21 protein-coding genes and 1 tRNA gene are annotated in these 21,565 nt (G+C 69.2%); 15 read left to right on the top strand and 7 right to left on the bottom strand.

The genetic code is table 11. The features are described 5' to 3' along the window. The first annotated feature begins 181 nt into the window (after positions 1-181). The 5 genes from ABE438_RS13925 (at position 182) to ABE438_RS13905 (ending at position 2,902) form a co-directional block, all read left to right on the top strand. Positions 182-577: a phasin gene (locus ABE438_RS13925; RefSeq protein ID WP_346503237.1), complete on the top strand. Its 396-nt coding sequence runs from the start codon at positions 182-184 to the stop codon at positions 575-577. Between the two features lie 132 nt (positions 578-709). Next, on the top strand, positions 710-1,687 hold the full coding sequence (locus ABE438_RS13920) for a hypothetical protein (protein ID WP_346503236.1): 978 nt from the start codon (positions 710-712) through the stop codon (positions 1,685-1,687). Between the two features lie 124 nt (positions 1,688-1,811). Next, positions 1,812-1,888 (top strand) — tRNA-His (locus ABE438_RS13915). A 190-nt stretch (positions 1,889-2,078) separates the two neighbouring features. Further along, positions 2,079-2,507 carry an Hsp20 family protein gene (locus ABE438_RS13910; protein ID WP_346503235.1) on the top strand — a complete coding sequence of 143 codons (429 nt, stop codon included), beginning with the start codon at positions 2,079-2,081 and terminating at the stop codon, positions 2,505-2,507. A gap of 140 nt (positions 2,508-2,647) precedes the next feature. Beyond that, positions 2,648-2,902: a BQ00720 family protein gene (locus ABE438_RS13905; RefSeq protein ID WP_346503234.1), complete on the top strand. Its 255-nt coding sequence runs from the start codon at positions 2,648-2,650 to the stop codon at positions 2,900-2,902. 60 nt (positions 2,903-2,962) lie between these two features. Here ABE438_RS13905 and ABE438_RS13900 read toward each other — a convergent pair whose 3' ends face one another. Beyond that, positions 2,963-3,760, bottom strand: coding sequence for an alpha/beta hydrolase (locus ABE438_RS13900; RefSeq protein WP_346503233.1), 798 nt, complete (start codon positions 3,758-3,760; stop codon positions 2,963-2,965). 131 nt (positions 3,761-3,891) lie between these two features. On the opposite strand from ABE438_RS13900, the gene ABE438_RS13895 reads away from it, so the two are divergent. Both ABE438_RS13895 and infC read left to right on the top strand, forming a co-directional pair. Further along, positions 3,892-5,106: a glycosyltransferase family 4 protein gene (locus tag ABE438_RS13895; RefSeq protein WP_346503331.1), complete on the top strand. Its 1,215-nt coding sequence runs from the start codon at positions 3,892-3,894 to the stop codon at positions 5,104-5,106. A gap of 151 nt (positions 5,107-5,257) precedes the next feature. Further along, entirely contained in the window at positions 5,258-5,800 is a 543-nt protein-coding gene (infC, locus tag ABE438_RS13890; protein WP_346503330.1) for a translation initiation factor IF-3, read from the top strand. Between the two features lie 96 nt (positions 5,801-5,896). Here infC and ABE438_RS13885 read toward each other — a convergent pair whose 3' ends face one another. From ABE438_RS13885 to ABE438_RS13865, 5 genes are all read right to left on the bottom strand, one after another. Continuing rightward, positions 5,897-6,703 carry an ABC transporter permease gene (locus ABE438_RS13885; protein ID WP_346503232.1) on the bottom strand — a complete coding sequence of 269 codons (807 nt, stop codon included), beginning with the start codon at positions 6,701-6,703 and terminating at the stop codon, positions 5,897-5,899. Positions 6,704-6,881: 178 nt separating this feature from the next. Then, positions 6,882-7,691 carry an ABC transporter ATP-binding protein gene (locus tag ABE438_RS13880; RefSeq protein WP_346503231.1) on the bottom strand — a complete coding sequence of 270 codons (810 nt, stop codon included), beginning with the start codon at positions 7,689-7,691 and terminating at the stop codon, positions 6,882-6,884. Between the two features lie 266 nt (positions 7,692-7,957). Next, the gene (locus tag ABE438_RS13875; protein WP_346503230.1) at positions 7,958-9,016 is read right to left on the bottom strand and encodes an ABC transporter substrate-binding protein; all 1,059 of its coding nucleotides are present in this window, start codon (positions 9,014-9,016) and stop codon (positions 7,958-7,960) included. A gap of 123 nt (positions 9,017-9,139) precedes the next feature. Continuing rightward, positions 9,140-10,114, bottom strand: a complete 975-nt coding sequence (gene bioB / locus ABE438_RS13870; protein WP_346503229.1) for a biotin synthase BioB — start codon at positions 10,112-10,114, stop codon at positions 9,140-9,142. Continuing rightward, entirely contained in the window at positions 10,111-10,674 is a 564-nt protein-coding gene (locus ABE438_RS13865; protein ID WP_346503228.1) for a biotin transporter BioY, read from the bottom strand. Before ABE438_RS13865 ends, bioB begins: the two co-directional genes overlap by 4 nt. Before the next feature lie 314 nt (positions 10,675-10,988). Between ABE438_RS13865 and ABE438_RS13860 the strand changes: the two genes are divergently transcribed. The 3 genes from ABE438_RS13860 (at position 10,989) to rplT (ending at position 13,480) form a co-directional block, all read left to right on the top strand. Then, on the top strand, positions 10,989-12,698 hold the full coding sequence (locus tag ABE438_RS13860; protein ID WP_346503227.1) for a lysine--tRNA ligase: 1,710 nt from the start codon (positions 10,989-10,991) through the stop codon (positions 12,696-12,698). 179 nt (positions 12,699-12,877) lie between these two features. Continuing rightward, on the top strand, positions 12,878-13,078 hold the full coding sequence (gene rpmI, locus ABE438_RS13855) for a 50S ribosomal protein L35 (protein WP_346503226.1): 201 nt from the start codon (positions 12,878-12,880) through the stop codon (positions 13,076-13,078). A gap of 27 nt (positions 13,079-13,105) precedes the next feature. Beyond that, positions 13,106-13,480, top strand: coding sequence for a 50S ribosomal protein L20 (rplT, locus tag ABE438_RS13850; protein WP_346503225.1), 375 nt, complete (start codon positions 13,106-13,108; stop codon positions 13,478-13,480). A 119-nt stretch (positions 13,481-13,599) separates the two neighbouring features. Here rplT and ABE438_RS13845 read toward each other — a convergent pair whose 3' ends face one another. Then, entirely contained in the window at positions 13,600-14,358 is a 759-nt protein-coding gene (locus tag ABE438_RS13845; protein ID WP_346503224.1) for an LOG family protein, read from the bottom strand. A gap of 251 nt (positions 14,359-14,609) precedes the next feature. Here ABE438_RS13845 and pheS point away from each other — a divergent pair, with 251 nt between their 5' ends. The 5 genes from pheS to ABE438_RS13820 all read left to right on the top strand — a co-directional run bounded on the left by pheS (position 14,610) and on the right by ABE438_RS13820 (position 21,520). Further along, positions 14,610-15,692 carry a phenylalanine--tRNA ligase subunit alpha gene (gene pheS / locus ABE438_RS13840; protein ID WP_346503223.1) on the top strand — a complete coding sequence of 361 codons (1,083 nt, stop codon included), beginning with the start codon at positions 14,610-14,612 and terminating at the stop codon, positions 15,690-15,692. Between the two features lie 28 nt (positions 15,693-15,720). Further along, positions 15,721-16,908, top strand: a complete 1,188-nt coding sequence (locus ABE438_RS13835) for a ceramide glucosyltransferase (RefSeq protein WP_346503222.1) — start codon at positions 15,721-15,723, stop codon at positions 16,906-16,908. Next, positions 16,905-19,328 carry a phenylalanine--tRNA ligase subunit beta gene (pheT, locus tag ABE438_RS13830; protein ID WP_346503221.1) on the top strand — a complete coding sequence of 808 codons (2,424 nt, stop codon included), beginning with the start codon at positions 16,905-16,907 and terminating at the stop codon, positions 19,326-19,328. The genes ABE438_RS13835 and pheT overlap by 4 nt, the downstream gene beginning before the upstream one ends. A gap of 72 nt (positions 19,329-19,400) precedes the next feature. Continuing rightward, positions 19,401-20,444, top strand: coding sequence for an alpha/beta fold hydrolase (locus ABE438_RS13825; protein ID WP_346503220.1), 1,044 nt, complete (start codon positions 19,401-19,403; stop codon positions 20,442-20,444). Beyond that, positions 20,441-21,520 carry a tartrate dehydrogenase gene (locus ABE438_RS13820; protein ID WP_346503219.1) on the top strand — a complete coding sequence of 360 codons (1,080 nt, stop codon included), beginning with the start codon at positions 20,441-20,443 and terminating at the stop codon, positions 21,518-21,520. Before ABE438_RS13825 ends, ABE438_RS13820 begins: the two co-directional genes overlap by 4 nt. Positions 21,521-21,565 lie beyond the last annotated feature (45 nt).

Below are 21,565 nucleotides of genomic sequence, written 5' to 3'. Positions count from 1 at the left end.
GACCGGGAATCCATGCGCGGAACTCGCGCCGTCCCCGGACGTTTCCAAACAGCGTTAATGGCGTCGCCTAGGGCACGCTCGCGCGGCGTTGTCATTGCGGCGCAATAATGATATTGCAGTGCACAATGACGGTGATCGCGTTGCGCGGCACCGCCGCGGCGGCGAATCAGGAGGACGAGACATGGACGGCAAGAACCCCTACGAAGTTCCGACCGAAATGCGCGAATTCGCGGAGAAGAGCGTCGAGCAGGCCCGCAAGGCCTTCGACGGCTTCATCGGCGCCGCCCACAAGGCCGTCGACACCGCGCACGGCTCGGCCGAGTCGGCCCGCGCCAACGCCCAGGATGCCGCCCGCAAGGCCATCGGCTATGCCGAGAACAACATCGCCGCGGCGTTCGAGCTGGCGCAGAAGCTGGTGCGCTCGCGCGATGTCAGCGAAGTCCTCCAGCATCAGTCCGAGTATCTGAAGACCCAGGTCTCCGCCTTCCAGGCGCAGATGAAGGATCTCGGCGTGGCGGTGCAGGAAGCGGCCGCCAAGACGGCCGAGACCGCCGCCAAGGCGACCAAGGCCAAGTGACGACCAAGGGCGAGTGAGGCGCTTCGCGTCCCATATCGCGGGGCGCGCCGCCTGACGACGGCCGGGCCGTCCGCCCGGCCTTTTCCGTGATGGCAGGCTTGGAGCCTGCCCCCGACGCGAAGGGCGTGAGATATGGCGAAACGGCCGAACCCCGGAAAACCCCCGATCAGCCTGGCGCCGGTGACGGCGCTGGGAAACACCCGGCCCGTGCCGAGCGCCGGCCCGCTGGCCAATCCCGCTCCGGCGGCGCCGGTCTTCGCGCCGAAGCCGGCACAGCCGCCCGTCGCTGTGGCCAAGCCCGCGGCTCCGTCACCGGGCAAGCCGACAGCGCCCGCGGCCCAGCCCGCGCCGAAGCAGGCGGCTGCCCCGGCCCCGGCCAAGGTCGAGGCATCGAAGGCCGATGCGCCCAAGGCCGACGTCTCCAAATCTGAGCCTCCCAAGGCCGAGCTTCCAAAGTCTGACGGCGTGAAGCCCGCGGTCGCCGAGGCCGCGCCGGTCAAGGCGCCAGCGAAGGCCGAGCCTGCCAAGGCCGAGGCGACGGCCAAGTCGCAGCCTGTGCCGGCGAGCGCGCCTGCGCCGGTCCGGACGAAGGCTCGGGCCGCGAAGGCTGCGGTGAAGGCGCCCGTTGCCAGCAAGTCCGCCGAGCAGTCCAAGCCAGCTGCGCAGACCAAGCCTGCTGCGAAACCGGTTGTCGCTCCTGTACAGCCTGGTGTCGCTGCCAAGCCGGTGGCCACGCCCGTGCCGGTGCAGCCCGCTCCGGCGAAGCCTGCGGTCGCTGCCGCCGCCGCGTCGCCGCCGATGGCTGCGGTGAAACCCGTCGCCCAGCCCGTGGCCGCGGCGAAGCAGGGGCCGGAAGCGGTCACCGCGCTCTGGCTGTCGCAGGGGCTCGCGCTGACGCGTGCCTTCGGGGCGATCCAGGCCAGGATCCTAGACCATGCCCGCGACGAGCTCGCCACCACGCTCGGCGAGATCGAGACGCTGGCGCGCACCCGCAGCGCCGCCGATGCGGTTGCGCTGCAGGCCAAGGCCTTCCGCCGCGGCTGCGAATCCATGTCGGAGCGCCTGCACGACATTGTCGCGACCGCGCGCAAGGAGCTTCCGCGCCTGTGAAAATCCGGCGGACGCGACTCTTCTGTGTCCGCTGCAATTTCGCCGTTGCAATCGCTGCGGCGCGGCACTAGGTTCCGCGCCGTTCCGCCCCCGCCAGCCGGGCGTCGCGGAGCGTGCGAAGCGTGCAGCCATAGCTCAGTTGGTTAGAGCACCAGATTGTGGATCTGGGGGTCCCCCGTTCGAGCCGGGGTGGCTGTACCACCGCTTCCTGTCCCTCTCCTGATGACAGCGCTGATGGATGCCGGCCGCGCGTCGCGTCGCCCTCCATGCCTTGAAGCCGGGAAACGCCGTCGCCATATTCGATCTGCGCGGACGGGTTCGCCTTTCGCGTGCGGGGTGCTGCGGCAGCGGGCCCCGGTGATTGCAGAGGCGCCTTTCGAGGGCTTCGGGAATGTCGCGTCCGCCTAGCCTGTCCCATCCGTTTCTCCTCGGCTTCGACGAGATCGAACGAGCGCTCGACCGGGTCGCCAAGGGCGCCGGCGAGGGCTATCCGCCCTATAATATCGAGCGCCTGCCGCGCACCGAGGACGAGCCCGACAAGCTCAGGATCACGCTTGCCGTCGCCGGCTTCTCGCGCGATCAGCTCGAAATCACGCTGGAGGAGAACCAGCTCACCATTCGCGGCCGCCAGGTCGACGACAAGACCCGTCACTTCCTGCATCGCGGCATCGCCGCGCGGCAGTTCCAGCGCTCCTATCTGCTCGCCGACGGCATGCAGGTGATGGGCGCGGACCTCTCCAACGGGCTGCTCGCCATCGATCTCGTGCGCCCGGAACCGGAGCGCCTCGTCAGGCGTATCGATATCGTGAGCCGGGATTGACGGTGCGCGTTTGAAGGACGGTCGCCGGGTCGGCGTCCCGTCAGGATCGGAACAAGGGGTCGGCGGTTTTGCCTCGCGTTCCCGATCGGGAGACCAGTTTTTTCCATGGACCGCCTCGCACTGCTCGGAAGGAGGGCGCGATGACCCAGACCAGGAACACCCCCCTGACCACGGCCGAATTCGCCTCGCTCGGCGCCGGCCAGGTGGCCTATCTCAAGCCGATGACCTCCGAGGAGCTGGCGCGGATCTTCCCGCAGGCGCCGGAGATCGAACCCGGCCTGCAGCTCTTCGCCCTTCTCGCCGCCGACGGCGCGCCGATCCTGGTGACCGATTCGCGCGAGGCGGCGACCGCCAACGCCTGGGAGCATGATCTCAAGATGGTGAGCCTGCACTGACGGGCGCGCCCGGCCCGGGCCACCGGGCCGGGCCTTCCCGCTCAGGCGGAGCCTTGCCGCTCAGGCGGAGGGGACGATCCCCTCCACCGCCGCGACCAGCCGGGCGATGTCGTCAGGCGTTGACAGGCGGTGGTCGCCATCCTTGACCAGCGTCAGCACCACCGGATCGTGGGGCAGGTGCTCGACCAGCCTCAAAGCCTGTGCATGGGGCACGTCCGGATCCTTCATGCCCTGCAGGATGTGCACGGGGCAGCCGGTCTCGATCGGCGCGCCGAACATCAGCAGGCGCCGGCCGTCCTCGATCAGGGCGCGGGTGATCGGTGTCGGCTCCGGCGCGTATTCGGAGGGGCGGTTCCAGACGCCGTCCTCGAGGATGGCGCGGCGGATCGCGTCGGGCATCTGCGCCCACATCAGCTCTTCGGTGAAGTCCACCGCCGGCGCGATCAGCACCAGCCCTGCCGGCGCCTTCTCCGGCATCTGCTCGCGCAGCCGGCGCGTCGCCAGCAGAGCGAGCCAGCCGCCCATGGAGGAGCCGACCAGAACGGCCGGGCCGTTGGCATGCGCGGCGATCGCCGCCAGCGCATCCTCCAGCCAGTGCGACAGCGTCCAGCGGGCGAAGTCGCCGCTCGATTCGCCATGGCCGGCATAGTCGAAGCGCACGAAGGCGCGTCCGCTGCGCGACGCCCAGTCGGCGATCGCCTCGGCCTTGGTGGCGCGCATGTCGGAGCGGAAGCCGCCGAGCCAGACCACTGCCGGGCCACGGCCCGGCTGGGTGAGGACCGCGATGTCGCGCTGTTCGGGACCGGTGCCCACGCTGAGGAATTGCGGCTCCGGCCGCGTCGCCTCTTGCCTCGTCACCTGAACTCTCCTGTGGTGAACCGTGGCGCGCCGGCGAAGCCTGCTGCATTCGCGCCCGATTTGGTGATCATCTCGTTTCCGATAGCATCGGCGAGTCGGTAGGCAGAAGGTTCTTTGAAGCGGTGATCAGAATGTTGCGCTCGGGCGGGACGATATCCCTGCCGTCCACGGACACTCATCCGCTCGCCGGACGCACGCTGCTGCAGATCATTCCGGAGCTGGAAGCCGGTGGCGCCGAGCGGACCGCCGTCGACATCGCAGCCGGCCTGACCGAGGTCGGCGCGCGGGCGCTGGTCGCGACCGAGGGCGGCCGGCTCGTCGCCGAGCTCCAGGCCAAGGGCGGCGTCTGGCTGCCCTTCCCGGCGGCGGCGAAGAACCCCATCGCCATGGCGTTGAACGTGCGCAAGCTCGTGGCGCTGTGCCGGCGCGAGGGCGTCGAGCTGGTGCATGCGCGCTCGCGGGCCCCCGCCTGGGTGGCGCTGGCGGCCTCGCGCGCGCTCAAGCTGCCTTTCGTCACCACCTATCACGGCTCATACAACGCCCGCTCCGTGGTGAAGAACCACTATAATTCGGTGATGGCGCGCGGCGACGTGGTGATCGCCAACTCGCACTACACCGCGGACCTGATCCGGGCGCGTCATCCTTTCGCCCGCGATCGCATCCGCGTCGTCAATCGCGGCACGGATTTCTCGGCCTTCGCGCCATCGGTGGTCGGGCCCGAGCGGGTGAGCACGCTGCGCCGCTCCTGGGGCGTCGAGCCGCATCAGCGCATCGTGCTGCTGCCCGGCCGGCTCACCGGCTGGAAGGGGCAGAAGGTGCTGATCGAGGCGGCGCGCCTGATGCGCGACGGCGGCGACGCCGATACCGCCTTCATCCTGGCCGGCGACGCCCAGGGCCGCGACGGCTATGTCCGCGAGCTCGACGAGGCGATCGCCCGCGCCGGGCTCGAGGGCCGCGTGAGACGCGTCGGGCACTGCACGGACATGCCGGCCGCGCTGCTCTCGGCGGCTGTGGTCGCTGTGCCGTCGACCGATCCGGAGGCTTTCGGCCGCGTTGCCGTCGAGGCGCAGGCCATGGGCGTGCCGGTGGTGGTGTCGGATCTCGGCGCCGTGCCGGAAACCGTGCTGGCGCCGCCGCAGGTCGCCCCGCAGGAGCGCACCGGCTGGCGCGTGCCGCCCGGCGATGCTCCGGCGCTGGCGAAGGCGCTCGGCGAGGCGCTCTCGCTGCGTCCGTCGGCGCGCGACATGCTGGCGAGTCGCGCCCGGCTGCATGTCGAGCGGCATTTTTCGCTGCCGGCGATGGTGAACGATACGCTCGATGTCTACTGCGCCCTGCTCGGGCGCTGACGGAACGGGCAGACCCGTGGCGCGTTTCGGGATCGGCGCGGATTTCTGCCGCTATTCGCGGCCGGTCGCGCGTTGATCCATTGACATCGCTTCGCGTTGTGCAATGTGTCTGCTCAGCGGCGCCAAGCGCCAATCACAGGAGAATACAGCCATTCGTCGTCCTTTCCGTGCTCCCCCGGCCCCCGTCAAGGACGGGCCTCGCGCCAACCGCGACATCCGTGGTGTCCGCGACGTCCAGCTCATCGATGATACGGGCGCCAACCGTGGCGTTGTCTCGTTCTTCGAGGCCCTGAAGATCGCCGAAGAGGCAGGTCTCGATCTGGTCGAGATCGCTCCGAACTCGCAGCCGCCTGTCTGCAAGATTCTCGATTACGGCCGCTTCCGCTTCCTGGAGCAGAAGAAGGCCTCGGAGGCGCGCAAGAAGCAGCGCACCATCGAGATCAAGGAGATCAAGCTGCGTCCCGGCATCGACAAGCACGATTACGACGTGAAGATGAAGGCGATGCAGGGCTTCTTCGAGGAAGGCGACAAGGTGAAGGTCACCCTGCGCTTCCGCGGACGCGAGATGGCCCATCAGGATCTCGGCGTGAAGGTGCTCGAGCGCGTCAAGGCCGATACGCTCGAGATCGCCAAGGTCGAGAGCGACTGGCAGCTCGAAGGTCGCCAGATGGTGATGGTGCTGGCTCCGCGCTGAGCCGCCCTCACGGCATTCCAGCCATTGAAAAGGCCCGGCCGTCGCGCCGGGCCTTTCTCGTTTTTCGGAGCGGGGCGGGGCTGGTTCTCGCCCGCCTCAGCCGACGATCTCGCCGCGGAAGGCCCAGCGGGTCATGCGCCGCTCGACCAGTGCGCAGGCGGCATACATGCCGACGCCCATGATCGCGATGGCGAAGAGGCCGGCGAAGGTCGTGGCCGAGTCGTTGCGCGCGCCCGCCGACAGCATCAGGAAGCCGATGCCGCGATTGCCGCCGACCGTCTCGGAGATCACCGAGCCGATGAAGGCCAGCGTCACCGCCACCTTCAGGCTGGCGAAGAGATAGGGCATGGCGCGCGGCACGCCGACCTTGGTCAGGATTTCCCACTGGCTGGCGCCGAGCGAGCGCATCACGTCGCGCATCTCCGGCTCGATCGTGGCGAGGCCGGTGGCGACGTTGACCACGATCGGGAAGAACGAGATCACGAAGGCGGTGATGATCGCCGGCAGGGCGCCGACGCCGAGCCAGATCATCAGGATCGGCACGATCGCGACCTTCGGCACCGCGTTGAAGGCGATCAGCAGCGGATAGAGCCCGGAATAGACGAAGGGCGAGGCGCCGATCGCCAGTCCGAGCAGCACGCCGAAGCCGATCGCCAGCACGAAGCCGATCGCGGTCGTCCACAGCGTCTCCAGGCAGAAGCGCAGCAGGATGTCCCAGCGCTGCACCATCACCTCGAAGATCCGCGTCGGTCGCGGGGCGAGGATCTCGGGCACGTCGAAGACGATGCAGGCGAGCTCCCAAAGCAGCAGCAGCCCGCCCATGGCGAGCCAGGGCATGGCGACGAGCAGGAGGCGGCGCTGGGTGTCGCTCATCGGGAACCCGTCGATCTGTACGAGATGCACGCCGTCTTTCCGGGGCGTGCCGACGGCACGAGCCCGGAGCCCATGACCACGGATTCGGCCGGAAAGAGCTCTGATCGTTGCCGCGCCCTTATCGGGAACGTCGTGGTCATGGGTTCCGGGCTCGCCGCTGGCGCGGCGCCCCGGAATGACGGCGCGGTTCCATGAGAGTGAAGCATGGCTAGGCATGCTCCATGTGGATGCGCTCGCGAAGCTCGTGCACGATGTCGACGAATTCGGGGGTGAAGGTTGTTTCCAGCGTGCGCGGCCGCGGCAGGTCGATGCTGCGGACCTTGACGATCCGCCCCGGCCGCCGGCTCATCACATAGACCGTGTCGGCGAGGTAGACTGCCTCGCGCAGATCGTGCGTCACCAGCACGGCGGTGAAGCGCCGCTCCAGCCAGAGCGCCTGCATCACGCCCCAGAGCTCTTCGCGCGTGAAGGCGTCGAGCGCACCGAAGGGCTCGTCGAGCATCAGGATTTCGGGCTCGTGGACCAGCGCCCGGCACAGGCTGGAGCGCTGCTGCATGCCGCCGGAGAGCTGCCAGGGATATTTGTCGCCGAAGCCGCCGAGACCGACCGAGGCGAGCAGCGCCTCGATGCGCGCGACATACTCCGCCTTGTTGGCGCGGAAGCGCCGCTTGTGCGGCTCCACCACCTCCAGCGGCAGCAGGATATTGTCGCGCGTGGTGCGCCAGGGCATCAGCGTCGGCGCCTGGAAGGCCATGCCGACGCCGCGGATCGGGCCCTTCACGGGCTGGCCGTGCACGCGGATCTCGCCGCCGCTCGGCGGCAGCAGCCCGGTGACCAGCTTCATCAGCGTGGACTTGCCGCAGCCGGACGGGCCGACCACGGCGATGAACTCGCCCTTGGCGATGTCGAGCGTCGCATCCTCGAGCGCCAGCATGCGCGCGGCCCCGCTGCCATAGGCGAGGCTGACCTGCTTCAGCGAGACGAGGGGGGAACCGGAATCCGGCAAGGGGGGCGTCATTCTCGGGCTCGCATGAAGGCTGTCGGAAGCGGCCCGTCGCGTCCTTCTCCCTTCGCAGGAAAAGGTCGCTCGACGGGCCGGCTCATGGGACGCGTGGGTCTATCCGTCATGCTCGCCCCTGCGGCGAGCATCCATGTCTTGACCGCACTGCATCGCTGCAGGCGCGTATGGCCGGGACGAGCCCGACCATACGCGGAAAAGGTCGCGAGATCCTTCGCCCTGTCCCTCTTCCGGAAAGGCGGGAGTGGGCAGGTCGCGGCCGCGTCTCACGGCGCGACCATGCGCTCGGCCTTGGGCGGCAGGTACTTGCTGGTGAAGACCTTGTCCGGGGCCGGCGCCGAGGGCAGGCCGAAGGCTTCCGCGACATCGACGACCGAGCGGGCGAAGCGCGCCGGATCGACGTCGCCCATGCCGTTCTCCTTCACATAGGGAGTCAGCACGTTCATCGACAGCGATAGCGACAGGCGTTCGGTCTCGAGCTTCTCGTCGATCAGCGGGTCGCGCTTCTTCACCGCCGCGATGCCGACCGCCGGGTTGGCCGCGACTTCCTTCCACGCCTTGGCCGTGGCGCGCAGGAAGGCGGTGACCACCTCGGGCTTCGCCGCCAGCGGCGGCGAGACGATTATGCCGTTGCCGTACACGTCCATCTTGTAGTCGCTGTAGTTGAAGGAGACGATGTCCTCCTGCTTCACGCCGCGCGCCTTCAGGTCGAGGATCGACGAGAAATAGTGCCCGGAGATCACGTCGACGGTGCCCTGCACCAGCGACTGCTCGCGCAGCTGCGGCGTCAGGTTGACGTGCTCGACGCTCTTGGCATCGACGCCGACCTTCTTGGCGAAGGCCGGGAACAGCCGGAAGGAGGCGTCGAAGACCGGGGCGCCGAGCTTCTTGCCGGCGAGGTCGGCCGGCTTGGCGATGCCGCTCTTCTTCAGCGCGTGCACACCGAAGGGCGGGAAGTCATAGGCCATGAAGACGCAGACGATCTCCTTGCCCGCATTCTTGACGTTGTATTCGATCAGCGAGTTCACGTCGGCGAAGCCGATGTCGTAGGCGCCGGTGGCGACGCGCTGGACCGCGCCGGCCGAGCCCTGGCCGGGATCCATGGTCACGTCGAGCCCCTCGGCCTTGTAGTAGCCCTTCTCGAGCGCCACGAGGAACGGCGAGGTCGGGCCCTGGAAGACCCAGTCGAGCGTGAACTTGATCGGCGTCTGCGCCATGGCGCCGAACGGTGCCGCCAGCGCCATCAGGCCGCCGAGGGCCCAGCCGGCGATCTGGCGGCGCGAACTGCGGATTCCGGACGCGGCGCGCCCCGTGCTGGCGGTCATCGTCGTCGTTCCCCTTATGATTATCCAAGGAACGCTAGCGGTGGCCTCCAGCAGGGTCAATCGAGCCCATGGCGCTGTCTGCCGCTTTTTCGGGCAGGGCGCGCCGTCCCGTGCGGCTACCGCTCAGGCGACCGCCTCCGGTGCCCGCGCAGCCAGCGCCGCGAACAGCGCGGCGTCCGCGCCGAGGCCGGCATTGGGCGTGGTCAGCAGCGTCTCGCCGTAGAACACCGAGTTCGCGCCGGCGAGCAGGCAGAGGATCTGCGCCTCGCGGCTGAAGTCGCTGCGCCCGGCCGAGAGGCGCACCGTCGCGCCCGGCATGGCGAGCCGCGCGGTCGCGACCATGCGCACCATCTCCAGCGGGGCGATCGGCGTTCGCCCGGCGAGCGGGGTGCCGGCCACGGGCACGAGCGCGTTGATCGGCACGCTTTCCGGATGCGGCGTCATCGTCGCCAGCACCTGCAGCATCGCGGCACGGTCGCGCATCGTCTCGCCCATGCCGATGATGCCGCCGCAGCACAGCGCGATCCCGAAGGCACGGACCGTCGCCAGCGTCTCGAGCCGGTCGCCATAGGTCCGTGTCGAGACGATCTGCTCGTAGAACTCCGGGCTGGTGTCGAGATTGTGGTTGTAGGCGGTGAGGCCGGCTTCGGCGAGGCGCTGCGCCTGGTGCGGCTTCAGCATGCCGAGCGTGACGCAGGCCTCCATGCCGAGCGCCCGCACGCCGGCCACCATTGCCAGAACCGCGTCGAATTCGCGCCCGTCGCGCACCTGCCGCCAGGCCGCGCCCATGCAGAAGCGCTCGGCCCCCGCCGCCTGGGCGCGGGCTGCCATGGCGACGACGCGGGCTGGATCCATCAGCCTGTCGCGGGTGAGGTCGACCTCGCGATGATGCGCCGATTGGGGGCAATAGGCGCAATCCTCCGGGCAGCCGCCGGTCTTGATCGAGAGCAGGCTCGCCTTCTGCACCCGGTCCGGGTCGTGGTGCCGCCGGTGCACCGCATTGGCGCGGCCGACGAGATCGAGCAGCGGCAGGTCGTGCAGCGCCAGGATTTCGTCCACCGACCAGTCGTGCCGCGGGGCGTCGCAGGGGCCGCTCACGAGCGCGCGCTCCGCAGTCGGGCGAGCGCGGCCGAACCGGCGGCGACGAGGGCGAGCTTGACGAGATCGCCGGCGATGAAGGGCAGGAGCCCGGTCGCGACCAGCGCACTGGCCGGGACGAAGGCGGCCAGCCAGGCGAGGCCGCAGGCGTAGATCGTCGCCAGCCCTGCGAGCATGGCGCCGACCCGGCCCGCCAGGCCGCGCCCGCGTGCCAGCATGCCGACCAGCCAGGAGGCTGCGAGATAGCCGAGCAGGTAGCCGCCGGTCGGCCCGGCCATGTAGGCGAGGCCGATCCCGCGCTGCGGCGTGCCGGAGAACACCGGCAGGCCGGCCGCGCCGGCGGCGAGATAGGCCAGGAAGGCGGCCGTCGCCAATCGCGGGCCGCCGAAGACGGCGAGCCCGAGCACGGCGAGCGTGTGCAGCGTCATCGGCACGGGCCAGAATGGGATCTGCACCTTCGCCGCGACGGTCAGCAGGGCCGCGCCGGCGAGGACGAGGCCGGCCCTTTGCAGAGCGGGATAGGGTGCCAGCGAGGGCAGGGGGCTTCGGGCTTGGCGCATGGCGATCTCCATTATTTATAGATAATTATGATTCTCTATCGCTAATTGACTCCACGGCTGGCGTGGGAGCGCAAGGGGAAAGCTGCGCTCCGCGAAATTTATGTCTCGCCCTCATGTCGACCCTGATCGCTTGAGCGTTATTATAGATAATTATGCGATTGCCAGAGGGGGCTGCCGATTTGCGCCGCCTGCCGCACGCGCGAGGCCGTGTTCGGAGCGCGTAGCCGAAGGGCGGTGGCCGCGATTGCGCCGCTGGCGCATATCTGCGACATCCTCGCCTCTTCCTGCCCGCAATCTCAGAGACAGCCTGCAAAATGCCCGTTTTCGACCCCGCGCTGATCGAAGCCGCCCGCGTCTCGGCCTCATGGCCGTTCGAGGAAGCCAAGAAGCTCGTGGCGCGTCTGGAGAAATCGGGGAAGAAGGAGGCGCTGTTCGAGACCGGCTACGGTCCCTCGGGCCTGCCGCATATCGGCACCTTCGGCGAGGTCGCTCGCACCTCGATGGTGCGCCACGCTTTTCGCGTGCTGACCGACGATGCGGTGCCGACGCGGCTGATCGCCTTTTCCGACGACATGGACGGGCTGCGCAAGGTGCCCGACAACGTGCCGAACCGCGCGCTGCTGGCGCAGCATCTCGGCAAGCCGCTGACCGAGGTGCCGGACCCGTTCGGCACGCACGACTCCTTCGGCCGGCACAACAATGCCCGGCTCTGCGCCTTCCTCGACCAGTTCGGCTTCGACTACGAGTTCAAGTCCTCGACCGACGCCTATCGCGCCGGCGAGTTCGACGCGACGCTGCTGAAGATGCTCGCCCGCTTCGACAAGGTGATGTCGATCATGCTGGCGACGCTGCGCGAGGAGCGCGCCGCCACCTATTCGCCCTTCCTGCCGATCCATCCGAGGACCCGGGTGGTGATGCAGGTGCCGATCGAGGCCCGCGACGTCGAGGCCGGCACCATCACCTGGACCGACCCCGCCAGCGGCGAGCGCTTCACCACGACGGTGACCGGCGGCCATGCCAAGCTGCAGTGGAAGCCGGACTGGGCGATGCGCTGGGTCGCGCTCGGCGTCGACTACGAGATGGCCGGCAAGGACCTGATCGACTCGGTCAAGGTCTCCTCGCAGATCGCCCGCGCCCTCGACGGCACGCCGCCGGAAGGCTTCAACTACGAGCTCTTCCTCGACGAGCAGGGCCAGAAGATCTCGAAGTCGAAGGGCAACGGCCTGACCATCGAGGACTGGCTGAGCTACGGTTCGCCCGAGAGCCTGGCGCTCTTCATGTATGCGCGCCCGCGCGAGGCGAAGAAGCTGCATTTCGACGTCATCCCGCGCGCGGTCGACGACTATCTGCAGTTCCTCGGCGGCTATGAGCGGCAGGACTGGAAGAACCGGCTCGGCAATCCGGCCTGGCACATCCATGCCGGCGAGCCGCCGCAGCCGGAGCTGGTCGCGGCGGGGCAGGGCGACAACGCCGCCCGAGCCCAGATCTCGTTCTCGCTGCTGATGAACCTGGTCTCGGTCGCCAATTCCGAGGACAAGGCGGTGCTCTGGGGCTTCCTGCAGCGCTATGCGCCCGGCATCTCGCCGCAGAGCCATCCGCGCCTCGATGCGCTGGTCGGCTATGCGCTCGCCTATTTCCGCGACTTCGTGAAGCCGGCCAAGAGCTATCGCCCGGCCGACGAGGTCGAGCACGCGGCCTTCGCCCGGCTTGCCGAGGTGCTTGCGGCGCTGCCGGCGGATGCCGACGCCGAGACGATCCAGGACGCCGCGCTCGACGTGGCCCGCGCGGTGCCGCGCTACCAGAATCTCACCGCCAAGGGCGCCACGCCCGAGCGGCCCGGCGTCTCCGGCGACTGGTGGAAGGCGATCTACCAGGTGATGTTCGGCGAGGATCGCGGCCCGCGCTTCGGCTCCTTCGCCGCGATCTACGGGCTCGACAACACCCGCGCGCTGATCGCCAAGGCGCTCGACGGCGGGCTGATCCGCGAGCACGAGGCCTTCCTGGCCTCCCGCGCCGCGGGCTGATCCGCGGCGTCCACAGCGCCTCAATGCGCCCGGCCTTGCCAGGTCTCGCGATTTCTGGCATAGGCCCCACCTTCGATCGCCCGGCTGATAAGGGCTGCCGTGGCGATCGTTTCTTTGCTTCCCGAAGCAAGATCGATAGCGGGCGCCGATCGTGCGCTCGCGACCTATGAGGAGCCGAAATGCCCAAGATGAAGACCAAATCGGCCGCCAAGAAGCGGTTCAAGATCACCGGAACCGGCAAGGTCGTTTACGCCCAGGCTGGCAAGCGTCACGGCATGATCAAGCGGACCACCAAGCAGATCCGCAATCTTCGCGGCACCACCACCCTCTTCGAGGGCGATGCTGCCAACGTGAAGAAGTACTTCCTGCCCAACGGCTGACGCTGACAACCTTTCCGGAGATCTGACATGGCTCGCGTGAAACGGGGCGTTACGTCCCACGCCAAGCACAAGAAGACGCTGAAGGCCGCCAAGGGCTTCTACGGCCGTCGCAAGAATACGATCCGCGCCGCCAAGGCGGCCGTCGATCGCTCGATGCAGTATGCCTACCGTGACCGCAAGAACCGGAAGCGCACCTTCCGCGCCCTCTGGATCCAGCGCCTCAACGCCGCTGTCCGCGAGCACGGCCTGACCTATTCGGTCTTCATCGGCGGTCTCGCCAAGGCGGGCCTCGAGCTCGACCGCAAGACCCTGTCGGCGCTGGCCATCGACGACGCCGCTGCCTTCGCCGCGGTGGTCGAGACGGTCAAGGGCGCCCTGGGCGCCGAGGCCGCCGCCGCCTGAGCGGACGCCTCACCGACGGAATACGGAAAAGGCCGGCGGTGACGCCGGCCTTTTTCATTGTCGTCTTGTCTGAAATCCAGTCGTTGCGCTGCCGGTGTCCCGGCCGCGCGGAGGCATGGTCAGGACTGCACAGGCTCGGCCTGCGGGTGCCAGCCATTGCCGGCGCGGGCCACCACGGTCTCGTAGGCCTCCTCCGGCGTGTCGGCATAGCTGAACAGCGAGAGGTCCTCGGGGTTGATGAAGCCGGCCTCCTGCATGCGCTCCAGGTTGATCAGGCCCTTCCAGTAGGCGCTGTCGTAGAGCACGATCGGCACCGGCGGCATCTTGCGGGTCTGCACCAGCGTCAGGATTTCGAAGAGCTCGTCGAGCGTGCCGAAGCCGCCGGGGAAGGCGACGAGAGCGGCGGCGCGCATCGCCAGATGCATCTTCCGCATCGCGAAATAGTGGAAGAGGAAGGTCAGGTCCGGCGTCGACCAGCCGTTCGGCTCCTGCTCGTGCGGCAGGGTGATGTTGAAGCCGATCGAGAGCGCACCGGCCTCCGTCGCCCCGCGATTGGCCGCTTCCATGATGCCCGGCCCGCCGCCGGTGGCGATGACGTGGTCGCGGCCTTCCTGGCCCGAGGCGAGGGCGCCGCCACGCTCCGAGGCGATGCGGCCGAAGCTGCGCGCCTCCTCGTAGAGCTTTTCGCCAGGCCGGACGCGGGCCGAGCCGAAGACGACGATGGTCGAGACAATGCCGCGGGCGCGCAGATGGTCCTCCGCCTTCTGGTATTCCAGCATGAAGCGGGCGCCGCGGGTGGTGTCGCCGAGGATGAAGTCCTGGTCGAGCGCAGCCAGCCGGTAGGAGGGCGAGGTCTTCTGGGCGCTGTTGTCGTGCATGTCGGCATCTCCTTGTCGCGCCCCTGCATAGCCTCCACCGGCGGGCCATGTCGCCCCCGGGCGCCGGCGTCTGCCACGGGACTGTCATGAAGCCGTCCCGCGACCGGCGAAAACCCGGCCAAAGCGGTGCTTTGCCAGCGCGATTCGGGCTGGCATCCCGGTGCCGGACCCCCTAGAAGATGGCTCGCGAGCGCCGCCCCGGCTCAGGGCCGAGGCGCGCGCCCCGGCACATTTGGCGGACCTGATCGGGCATGAACGAGATCGACACCCTTCGCGATTCGCTGGTCGGCGAGATCGAGGCGGCGCAGGACGAGGCGTCGCTGGAGCAGTTGCGCGTCGCCGCGCTCGGCAAGTCGGGCTCGGTCTCGGCGCTGCTGAAGACGCTCGGCGCCATGACGCCCGACGAGCGCAAGGAGAAGGGCCCGCGGATCAACGGCCTGCGCGACGCGGTCCAGCAGGCGATCGCCGCCCGCAAGGAGGCGCTGGGCGAGGCGGCTCTGGAAGCCCGTCTCGCGGCCGAGCGCGTCGACGTCTCGCTGCCGGTGCGCGAGGGGCCGGAGGCGCGCGGGCGCATCCATCCGATTAGCCAGGTCATCGACGAGATCACCGCGATCTTCGGCGATATGGGCTTCTCGATCGCCGAGGGGCCGGACGTCGAGACCGACGACCTGAACTTCACCAGGCTGAACTTCCCCGTCGGCCATCCGGCGCGGGAGATGCACGACACCTTCTTCTTCGCGCCCGACGAGACCGGAGAGCGCAAGCTGCTGCGGACCCACACCTCGCCCGTGCAGGTGCGCACCATGCTGAGCCAGGAGCCGCCGATCCGCGTGGTCTGCCCAGGCCGGACCTATCGCATGGATTCCGACCAGACCCACACGCCGATGTTCCATCAGGTCGAGGGCCTCGTCATCGACAAGAAGGCCCATTTCGGCCAGATGAAATGGGTGCTGGAGGAGTTCTGCAAGGCATTCTTCGAGGTCGAGAGCGTCAAGATGCGCTTCCGCCCCTCCTTCTTCCCCTTCACTGAGCCGTCGGCCGAGGTCGACATCCAGTGCTCGCGCAAGGGCGGCGAGATCCGCTTCGGCGAGGGCGAGGACTGGCTCGAGATCCTCGGCTGCGGGATGGTGCATCCCAACGTGCTGCGCAATTGCGGGCTCGATCCCGACGTCTACCAGGGCTTCGCCTGGGGCATGGGCATCGATCGCATCGCCATGCTGAAATATGGCATGCCCGACCTGCGGCCCTTCTTCGAGGCCGATGTGCGCTGGCTGTCGCATTACGGCTTCCGCCCGCTCGACATGCCGTCGCTGACCGGCGGCCTGTCCTCCTGACCGCCGCCTCCTGACGGGGAACGCAAGCATGAACGGCGCGCACTGGGCCGGGGCGATCGCGGGGCTGATGGTCGCGGCGAACCTGCTGTGCCTGGGGATCGCCTATCGGCGCCTGACGTGCCGGACGGCCGTCTCGCGCCTGCAGCGCGAGGCGCCGCCGGTGACGATCGTGCGCCCGGTGCGCGGGCTCGAGCCGTTCAGCCGCGAGACCCTGTCGTCGGGGCTGGTGCTCGACTATCCCGATTACGAGACGCTGTTCTGCGTCGCCGACGCCCACGATCCGATCGTGCCGCTGGTCGAGGAGCTGATCGCGGCGCATCCCGCCGCCAAGGCGCGCCTGATCGTCGGCGACGTTGCGGTCAGCGCCAATCCCAAGCTGAACAATTGCGTGCGCGGCTGGGACGAGGCGCGGCACGACTGGGTCGTCCTCGCCGATTCCAACGTGCTGATGCCGAAGGACTACGTCCAGCGGCTGATGGCGTCCTGGCGCGACGATACCGGGCTGGTCTGCTCGACGCCGGCCGGCTCGCGGCCCGCCGGCTTCGCCGCCGAGGTCGAGTGCGCCTTCCTCAATACCTTCCAGGCGCGCTGGCAATATGCCGGCGAGGCGCTGGGCTTCGGCTTCGCGCAGGGCAAGTCGATGCTCTGGCACAAGCCGTTCCTCGATGCGCAGGGCGGCATCGCGGCGCTGGGCGCCGAGATCGCCGAGGATGCGGCGGCGACCAAGCTGGTGCGCGCCGCGGGCCGGAACGTCCATCTCGTCGACCAGCCCTTCGAGCAGCCGCTCGGCCCGCGCTCCTTCGCCGAAATCGTGCAGCGCCAGTTCCGCTGGGCCCGCCTGCGCCGCGTCACCTTCCTGCCCTTCTTTGCGCCGGAAATCCTGGCCGGGCCGCTCGTGCCCGCCATCCTGGCCGCGATCGCCGCTCCCGCCTTCGGCCTGCCGGCCTGGCTCGGCGCCCTGGCGGTCGTCGCGCTCTCCTATGCGGGGGAGATCGCGCTGGCGCGCGGCACCGGCTGGTTCCTCAGCCTGCGCACCCCGCTTGCCCTGCTGGTCCGCGACCTCGTCTTTCCGGGGATATGGGCCTATGCCTTCGTCGCCGGCGAAGTAAGCTGGCGCGGCAATGCGATGACCATCAAGACCGACGGCGCGGACGAGCTGAACGCGGCGATTCCAGCCTTGTCCCCCGCCTCCCTGCGTAGTGACGGAAGATCATGAAGTTCACGCTTTCCTGGCTTAAAGAGCACCTCGACACCTCCGAACCGCTCGACAGCATCGTCGAGGCGCTGACCCGCGTCGGCCTCGAGGTCGAGGGCGTCGAGGACAAGGCCAAGGCGCTGGCGGCCTTCACCGTCGCCTATGTCATCGAGGCCAAGCAGCATCCCAATGCCGATCGGCTGCGCGTCTGCATGGTCGATACGGGCGCGGGCGAGCCGGTCCAGGTCGTCTGCGGTGCGCCCAATGCCCGCACCGGCATGAAGAGCGTGTTCTCGCCGCCCGGCACCTACATCCCCGGCAAGGACATCACCCTCGGCAAGGGGGTCATCCGCGGCGTCGAGTCGAACGGCATGCTCTGCTCGGCCGCCGAGCTGCAGCTGTCGGAGGATCATGACGGCATCATCGACCTGCCGGCCGACGCCCCGGTCGGCGAATCCTACGCGACCTATGCCGGGCTCGGCGACGCGGTGATCGAGGTGGCGGTGACGCCGAACCGCGCCGACGCGCTCGGCGTCGCCGGCATCGCCCGTGACCTCGCCGCCGCCGGCCTCGGCACGCTGAAGACGCCGCCGATCGCGCCGGTGAAGGGCGCCTTCCCGTGCCCGGTCGCCGTGCGGCTGGAGCTGGCGGAGGCGGATCGCGCACTCTGCCCGGCCTTCGCGCTGCGGCTGGTGCGCGGCGTCCGCAACGGTCCTTCGCCGGACTGGCTGCAGGCCCGCCTGCGCGCCATCGGCCTCAGGCCGATCAACGCGCTGGTCGACATCACCAACCTGATGACCTTCGACCGCAACCGCCCGCTGCACGTCTTCGACGCGGCCAAGGTCAAGGGCGACCTCGTGGTGCGCCGGGCCAAGCCGGGCGAGGAGATCCTGGCGCTCGACGGCAAGACCTACGCGCTGAGCGACGAGCAGGTGGTGATCGCCGACGAGAGCGGCGTCGAGTCGCTCGCCGGCATCATGGGCGGCGAGGCTTCGGGCTGCGACGAGGGCACGGTCGACGTGCTGGTCGAGAGCGCGCTGTGGAGCCCGCTCAACATCGCCCGCTCCGGCCGTGCGCTCGGCATCGTCTCGGATGCGCGCTACCGCTTCGAGCGCGGCGTCGATCCCGACTTCACCGGGCCCGGCCTCGATCTCGCGACCAGCCTGATCCTCGAGCTGTGCGGTGGCGAGGCCTCCGAGATGGTCTTCGCCGGCGCGCTGCCGCAGGGCGGCGAGCCGATCGACTTCCCCTGGTCCGAGGTCAAGCGCCTGACCGGGCTCGAACTCCCGCAGGACGAGATGCGGCGGGCGCTGACCGCGCTCGGCTTCGAGGTCTCGGGCGAAGGCGAGCGGGCCACAGTCGTCGCGCCGTCCTGGCGTGCCGATGTCGAGGGCAAGGCCGATCTCGTCGAGGAGATCCTGCGCATCGCCGGGCTCGACCGCGTCGCCTCGGCGCCGCTGCCGCGCATCGCCGCCGAAGTCGCCAAGCCGGTGCTGACCGTCCTGCAGAAGCGCACGCGCCTGGCCAAGCGCCTGCTCGCCAGCCGCGGCCTCGTCGAGGCCGTCACCTGGTCGTTCATCTCGCAGTCGGCGGCGACGCTGTTCGGCGGCGGCTCGCCCAGGCTCGCGCTCGCCAACCCGATCGCGGCCGATCTCTCCGACATGCGGCCCTCGCTGCTGCCCGGCCTGATCCGCTCCGCCCAGGCCAATGCCGATCGCGGCTTCGGCGACGTCGCCCTGTTCGAGGTCGGCCAGGTCTTCCTGAGCGACGAGCCGGAGGGTCAGCTCATCGCCGCCGCGGGTCTGCGCCGTGGCACCGCCGGGCTGACGGGCGCCGGTCGCAACTGGGACGGCGCCGCGCCCCCGGTCGACGCCTTCGACGCCAAGGCCGACGTGATGGCGCTGCTTACCGGGCTCGGCGTGCCGGTCGGTGGCTTGCAGGTCGTTGCCGGCGGGCCGGACTGGGCCCATCCCGGCCGCTCGGCCACGCTGCGCTTCGGCCCGAAGAGCGTGATCGGCGCCTTCGGCGAGGTGCACCCGCGCATCCTCAAGGCGCTCGACGTCAAGGGGCCGCTGGTCGCCTTCGAGATCCATCTCGATGCGCTGCCGCTGCCGAAGGCCAAGCCGACCAAGGTCAAGCCGCGCCTCGCCCTTTCCGACTTCCAGCCGGTGACGCGCGATTTCGCCTTCATCGTCGACAAGGCGGTGGCCGCCGGCGAGATGGCGCGCTCCGCCCAGAATGCCGACAAGGCGCTGATCGCTGACGTCTCGGTGTTCGATCTCTACGAGGGGCCCGGCGTCGAGGAAGGCCGCAAGTCGGTGGCGCTCGCGGTCACGCTGCAGCCCACGGCCAAGACGCTGACGGAAGCCGAGATCGAGGCGGTCTCCGGCAAGGTCGTCGCCGAGATGGCCAAGCGCTACGGCGCCAGCCTGCGCGGCTGACGCGCCCGCCTGCGGGCGGGCGCCGGTCGCGCGAGAGGCCGGGTGAGACGGTGCGGGGTCGGCGCGCAGCCGGTGCTGGCGCGCCGGCTGCGCGTGGCCATTGGCGCGGCGGGCGTTATTGATCAGGATTATGAAATAATCGACGCGAGAAGTCCGGCGGGGTTCGCGCTATCGGCTCCCGACCGTTGCGATACGCGAGGCCCGATGTCCGTCACCGAGATTCCTGCCAGCGATGAGCTTTTCCCCGGTTTCCGGCAATTCGATGTCGAGACCGCGGGCGCGCGCATCCGGCTGCGGACGGGAGGGGAGGGGCCGCCGCTCCTGCTGCTGCACGGCTATCCCCAGAGCCATGTGCTCTGGCACGCCGTCGCCGCGCGGCTGAAGGACCGCTTCACCCTGGTCTGCCCCGACCTGCGCGGCTATGGCGACAGCAGCTGCCCGCCGAGCGATCCCGAGCACCTGGCCTATTCCAAGCGCGCCATGGCCGCCGACATGGCGCAGGTGATGACGCTGCTCGGCCATGAGCGCTTCTGCCTAGCCGGCCATGATCGCGGCGCCCGCGTCGCGCACCGGCTCGGCCTGGATCACGAGGCCCGCGTCCTGCGCATCGCGACGCTCGACATCGCGCCCACCCGCGAGATGTACGCCCAGACCGGCGATGCCTTCGCCCGCGCCTACTGGCACTGGTTCTTCCTGATCCAGCCTGCCCCGTTCCCGGAGCGGATGATCGCCGCCGATCCCAAGGCCTACTGGCTGAAGAAATGCGGCTCCGGTTCGGCGGGGCTGTCAATCTTCGCGCCCGCCGCGCTCGAGGCCTATCTGCGCTGCTTTTCCGACCCTGCGGTGATCCACGCCAGCTGCGAGGACTATCGCGCCGCCGCGACCATCGATATCCGGCATGACGACGAGGACGGCGACCGCAAGCTATCGCAGCCCTTGCTCGCACTCTGGGGAGAGAACGGCATCATCGGCCGCTGCTTCGATCCGCTGGCGCTGTGGCGCCTGCGGGCGAGCGACGTCCGGGGCCGGGCCCTTCCAGGTGGTCACTATCTGGCGGAGGAGGTGCCCGATCTCGTGGCAGCCGAATTCGCCGCATTCTTCGGAGAGACAGCATGACCCGCACAAATCGCGTCTATCGCATCGCCGTGATCGCCGGCGACGGCATCGGCAAGGAGGTCATGCCGGAAGGCCTGCGCGTGCTCGAGGCCGCCGCGAAGAAATACGGGTTCGAGCTGCGCCTCGACCAGTTCGACTTCTCCTCCTGCGACTACTACGCCAAGCACGGCAAGATGCTGCCGGAGGACTGGAAGGACCAGATCGGCGGCCATGACGCGATCTATTTCGGCGCGGTCGGCATGCCCGACCAGGTGCCGGACCACATCTCGCTCTGGGGCTCGCTGCTGCTGTTCCGCCGCGAGTTCGACCAGTACGTCAACCTGCGCCCGGTGCGGCTGATGCCCGGCGTGCCCGGCCCGCTCGCCAACCGCAAGCCCGGCGACATCGACTTCTTCGTGGTGCGCGAGAACACCGAGGGCGAGTATTCCTCGGTCGGCGGGCGCATGTTCGCCGGCACCGAGCGCGAGATCGTCATGCAGGAGACGGTGATGAGCCGCGTCGGCGTCGACCGTGTGCTGAAATACGCCTTCGAGCTCGCCAGCCGGCGTCCGCGCCGCAAGGTCACCTCGGCGACCAAGTCCAACGGCATCTCGATCACGATGCCCTACTGGGACGAGCGCGTGAAGGCGATGGCCAAGAACTATCCCGACATCACGGTCGATCAGTACCATATCGACATCCTGACCGCGCATTTCGTGCTGAATCCCGACAAGTTCGACGTGGTCGTCGCCTCCAACCTGTTCGGCGACATCCTCTCCGATCTCGGCCCGGCCTGCACCGGCACCATCGGCATCGCGCCGTCGGGGAACATCAACCCGACCGGCGAATTTCCGTCGCTGTTCGAGCCCGTGCACGGCTCGGCGCCGGATATCGCGGGCAAGGGCATCGCCAACCCGGTCGGCCAGATCTGGTCGGGCGCGATGATGCTGGATCATCTCGGCGAGCACGAGGCCGCCAAGGGGATCGAGGCCGCGATCGAGCGGGCGCTGGGCGATGCGCGGACGCGGACGCGCGATCTCGGCGGCAGCCTGAACACGCAGGACGCGGGCAAGGCGATCGAGCAGGCGCTCGGCTGACCGTTCGCACAGGGATGCCGACCGGCGAGGCGGGCCTGCGGCCCG

Origin of the sequence: Allobosea sp. TWI1241, from assembly GCF_039673065.1 — a bacterium.
Lineage (GTDB): Bacteria > Pseudomonadota > Alphaproteobacteria > Rhizobiales > Beijerinckiaceae > Allobosea.
Note: the sequence above shows the minus strand (reverse complement) of the source record. Positions and strands in the feature narration are given on the sequence as shown.

Excerpts from the sequence above, each read along its gene's own strand:
- ABE438_RS13880 (WP_346503231.1), bottom strand. The coding sequence starts at position 7,691 with ATGACGCCCCCCTTGCCGGATTCCGGTTCCCCCCTCGTCTCGCTGAAG.
- rpmI (WP_346503226.1), top strand. The coding sequence starts at position 12,878 with ATGCCCAAGATGAAGACCAAATCGGCCGCCAAGAAGCGGTTCAAGATC.
- ABE438_RS13910 (WP_346503235.1), top strand. The coding sequence starts at position 2,079 with ATGTCGCGTCCGCCTAGCCTGTCCCATCCGTTTCTCCTCGGCTTCGAC.
- ABE438_RS13920 (WP_346503236.1), top strand. The coding sequence starts at position 710 with ATGGCGAAACGGCCGAACCCCGGAAAACCCCCGATCAGCCTGGCGCCG.
- ABE438_RS13835 (WP_346503222.1), top strand. The coding sequence starts at position 15,721 with ATGAACGGCGCGCACTGGGCCGGGGCGATCGCGGGGCTGATGGTCGCG.
- ABE438_RS13925 (WP_346503237.1), top strand. The coding sequence starts at position 182 with ATGGACGGCAAGAACCCCTACGAAGTTCCGACCGAAATGCGCGAATTC.
- ABE438_RS13860 (WP_346503227.1), top strand. The coding sequence starts at position 10,989 with ATGCCCGTTTTCGACCCCGCGCTGATCGAAGCCGCCCGCGTCTCGGCC.
- ABE438_RS13845 (WP_346503224.1), bottom strand. The coding sequence starts at position 14,358 with ATGCACGACAACAGCGCCCAGAAGACCTCGCCCTCCTACCGGCTGGCT.
- ABE438_RS13820 (WP_346503219.1), top strand. The coding sequence starts at position 20,441 with ATGACCCGCACAAATCGCGTCTATCGCATCGCCGTGATCGCCGGCGAC.
- ABE438_RS13865 (WP_346503228.1), bottom strand. The coding sequence starts at position 10,674 with ATGCGCCAAGCCCGAAGCCCCCTGCCCTCGCTGGCACCCTATCCCGCT.
- ABE438_RS13905 (WP_346503234.1), top strand. The coding sequence starts at position 2,648 with ATGACCCAGACCAGGAACACCCCCCTGACCACGGCCGAATTCGCCTCG.
- pheT (WP_346503221.1), top strand. The coding sequence starts at position 16,905 with ATGAAGTTCACGCTTTCCTGGCTTAAAGAGCACCTCGACACCTCCGAA.
- pheS (WP_346503223.1), top strand. The coding sequence starts at position 14,610 with ATGAACGAGATCGACACCCTTCGCGATTCGCTGGTCGGCGAGATCGAG.
- rplT (WP_346503225.1), top strand. The coding sequence starts at position 13,106 with ATGGCTCGCGTGAAACGGGGCGTTACGTCCCACGCCAAGCACAAGAAG.
- ABE438_RS13895 (WP_346503331.1), top strand. The coding sequence starts at position 3,892 with ATGTTGCGCTCGGGCGGGACGATATCCCTGCCGTCCACGGACACTCAT.
- ABE438_RS13875 (WP_346503230.1), bottom strand. The coding sequence starts at position 9,016 with ATGACCGCCAGCACGGGGCGCGCCGCGTCCGGAATCCGCAGTTCGCGC.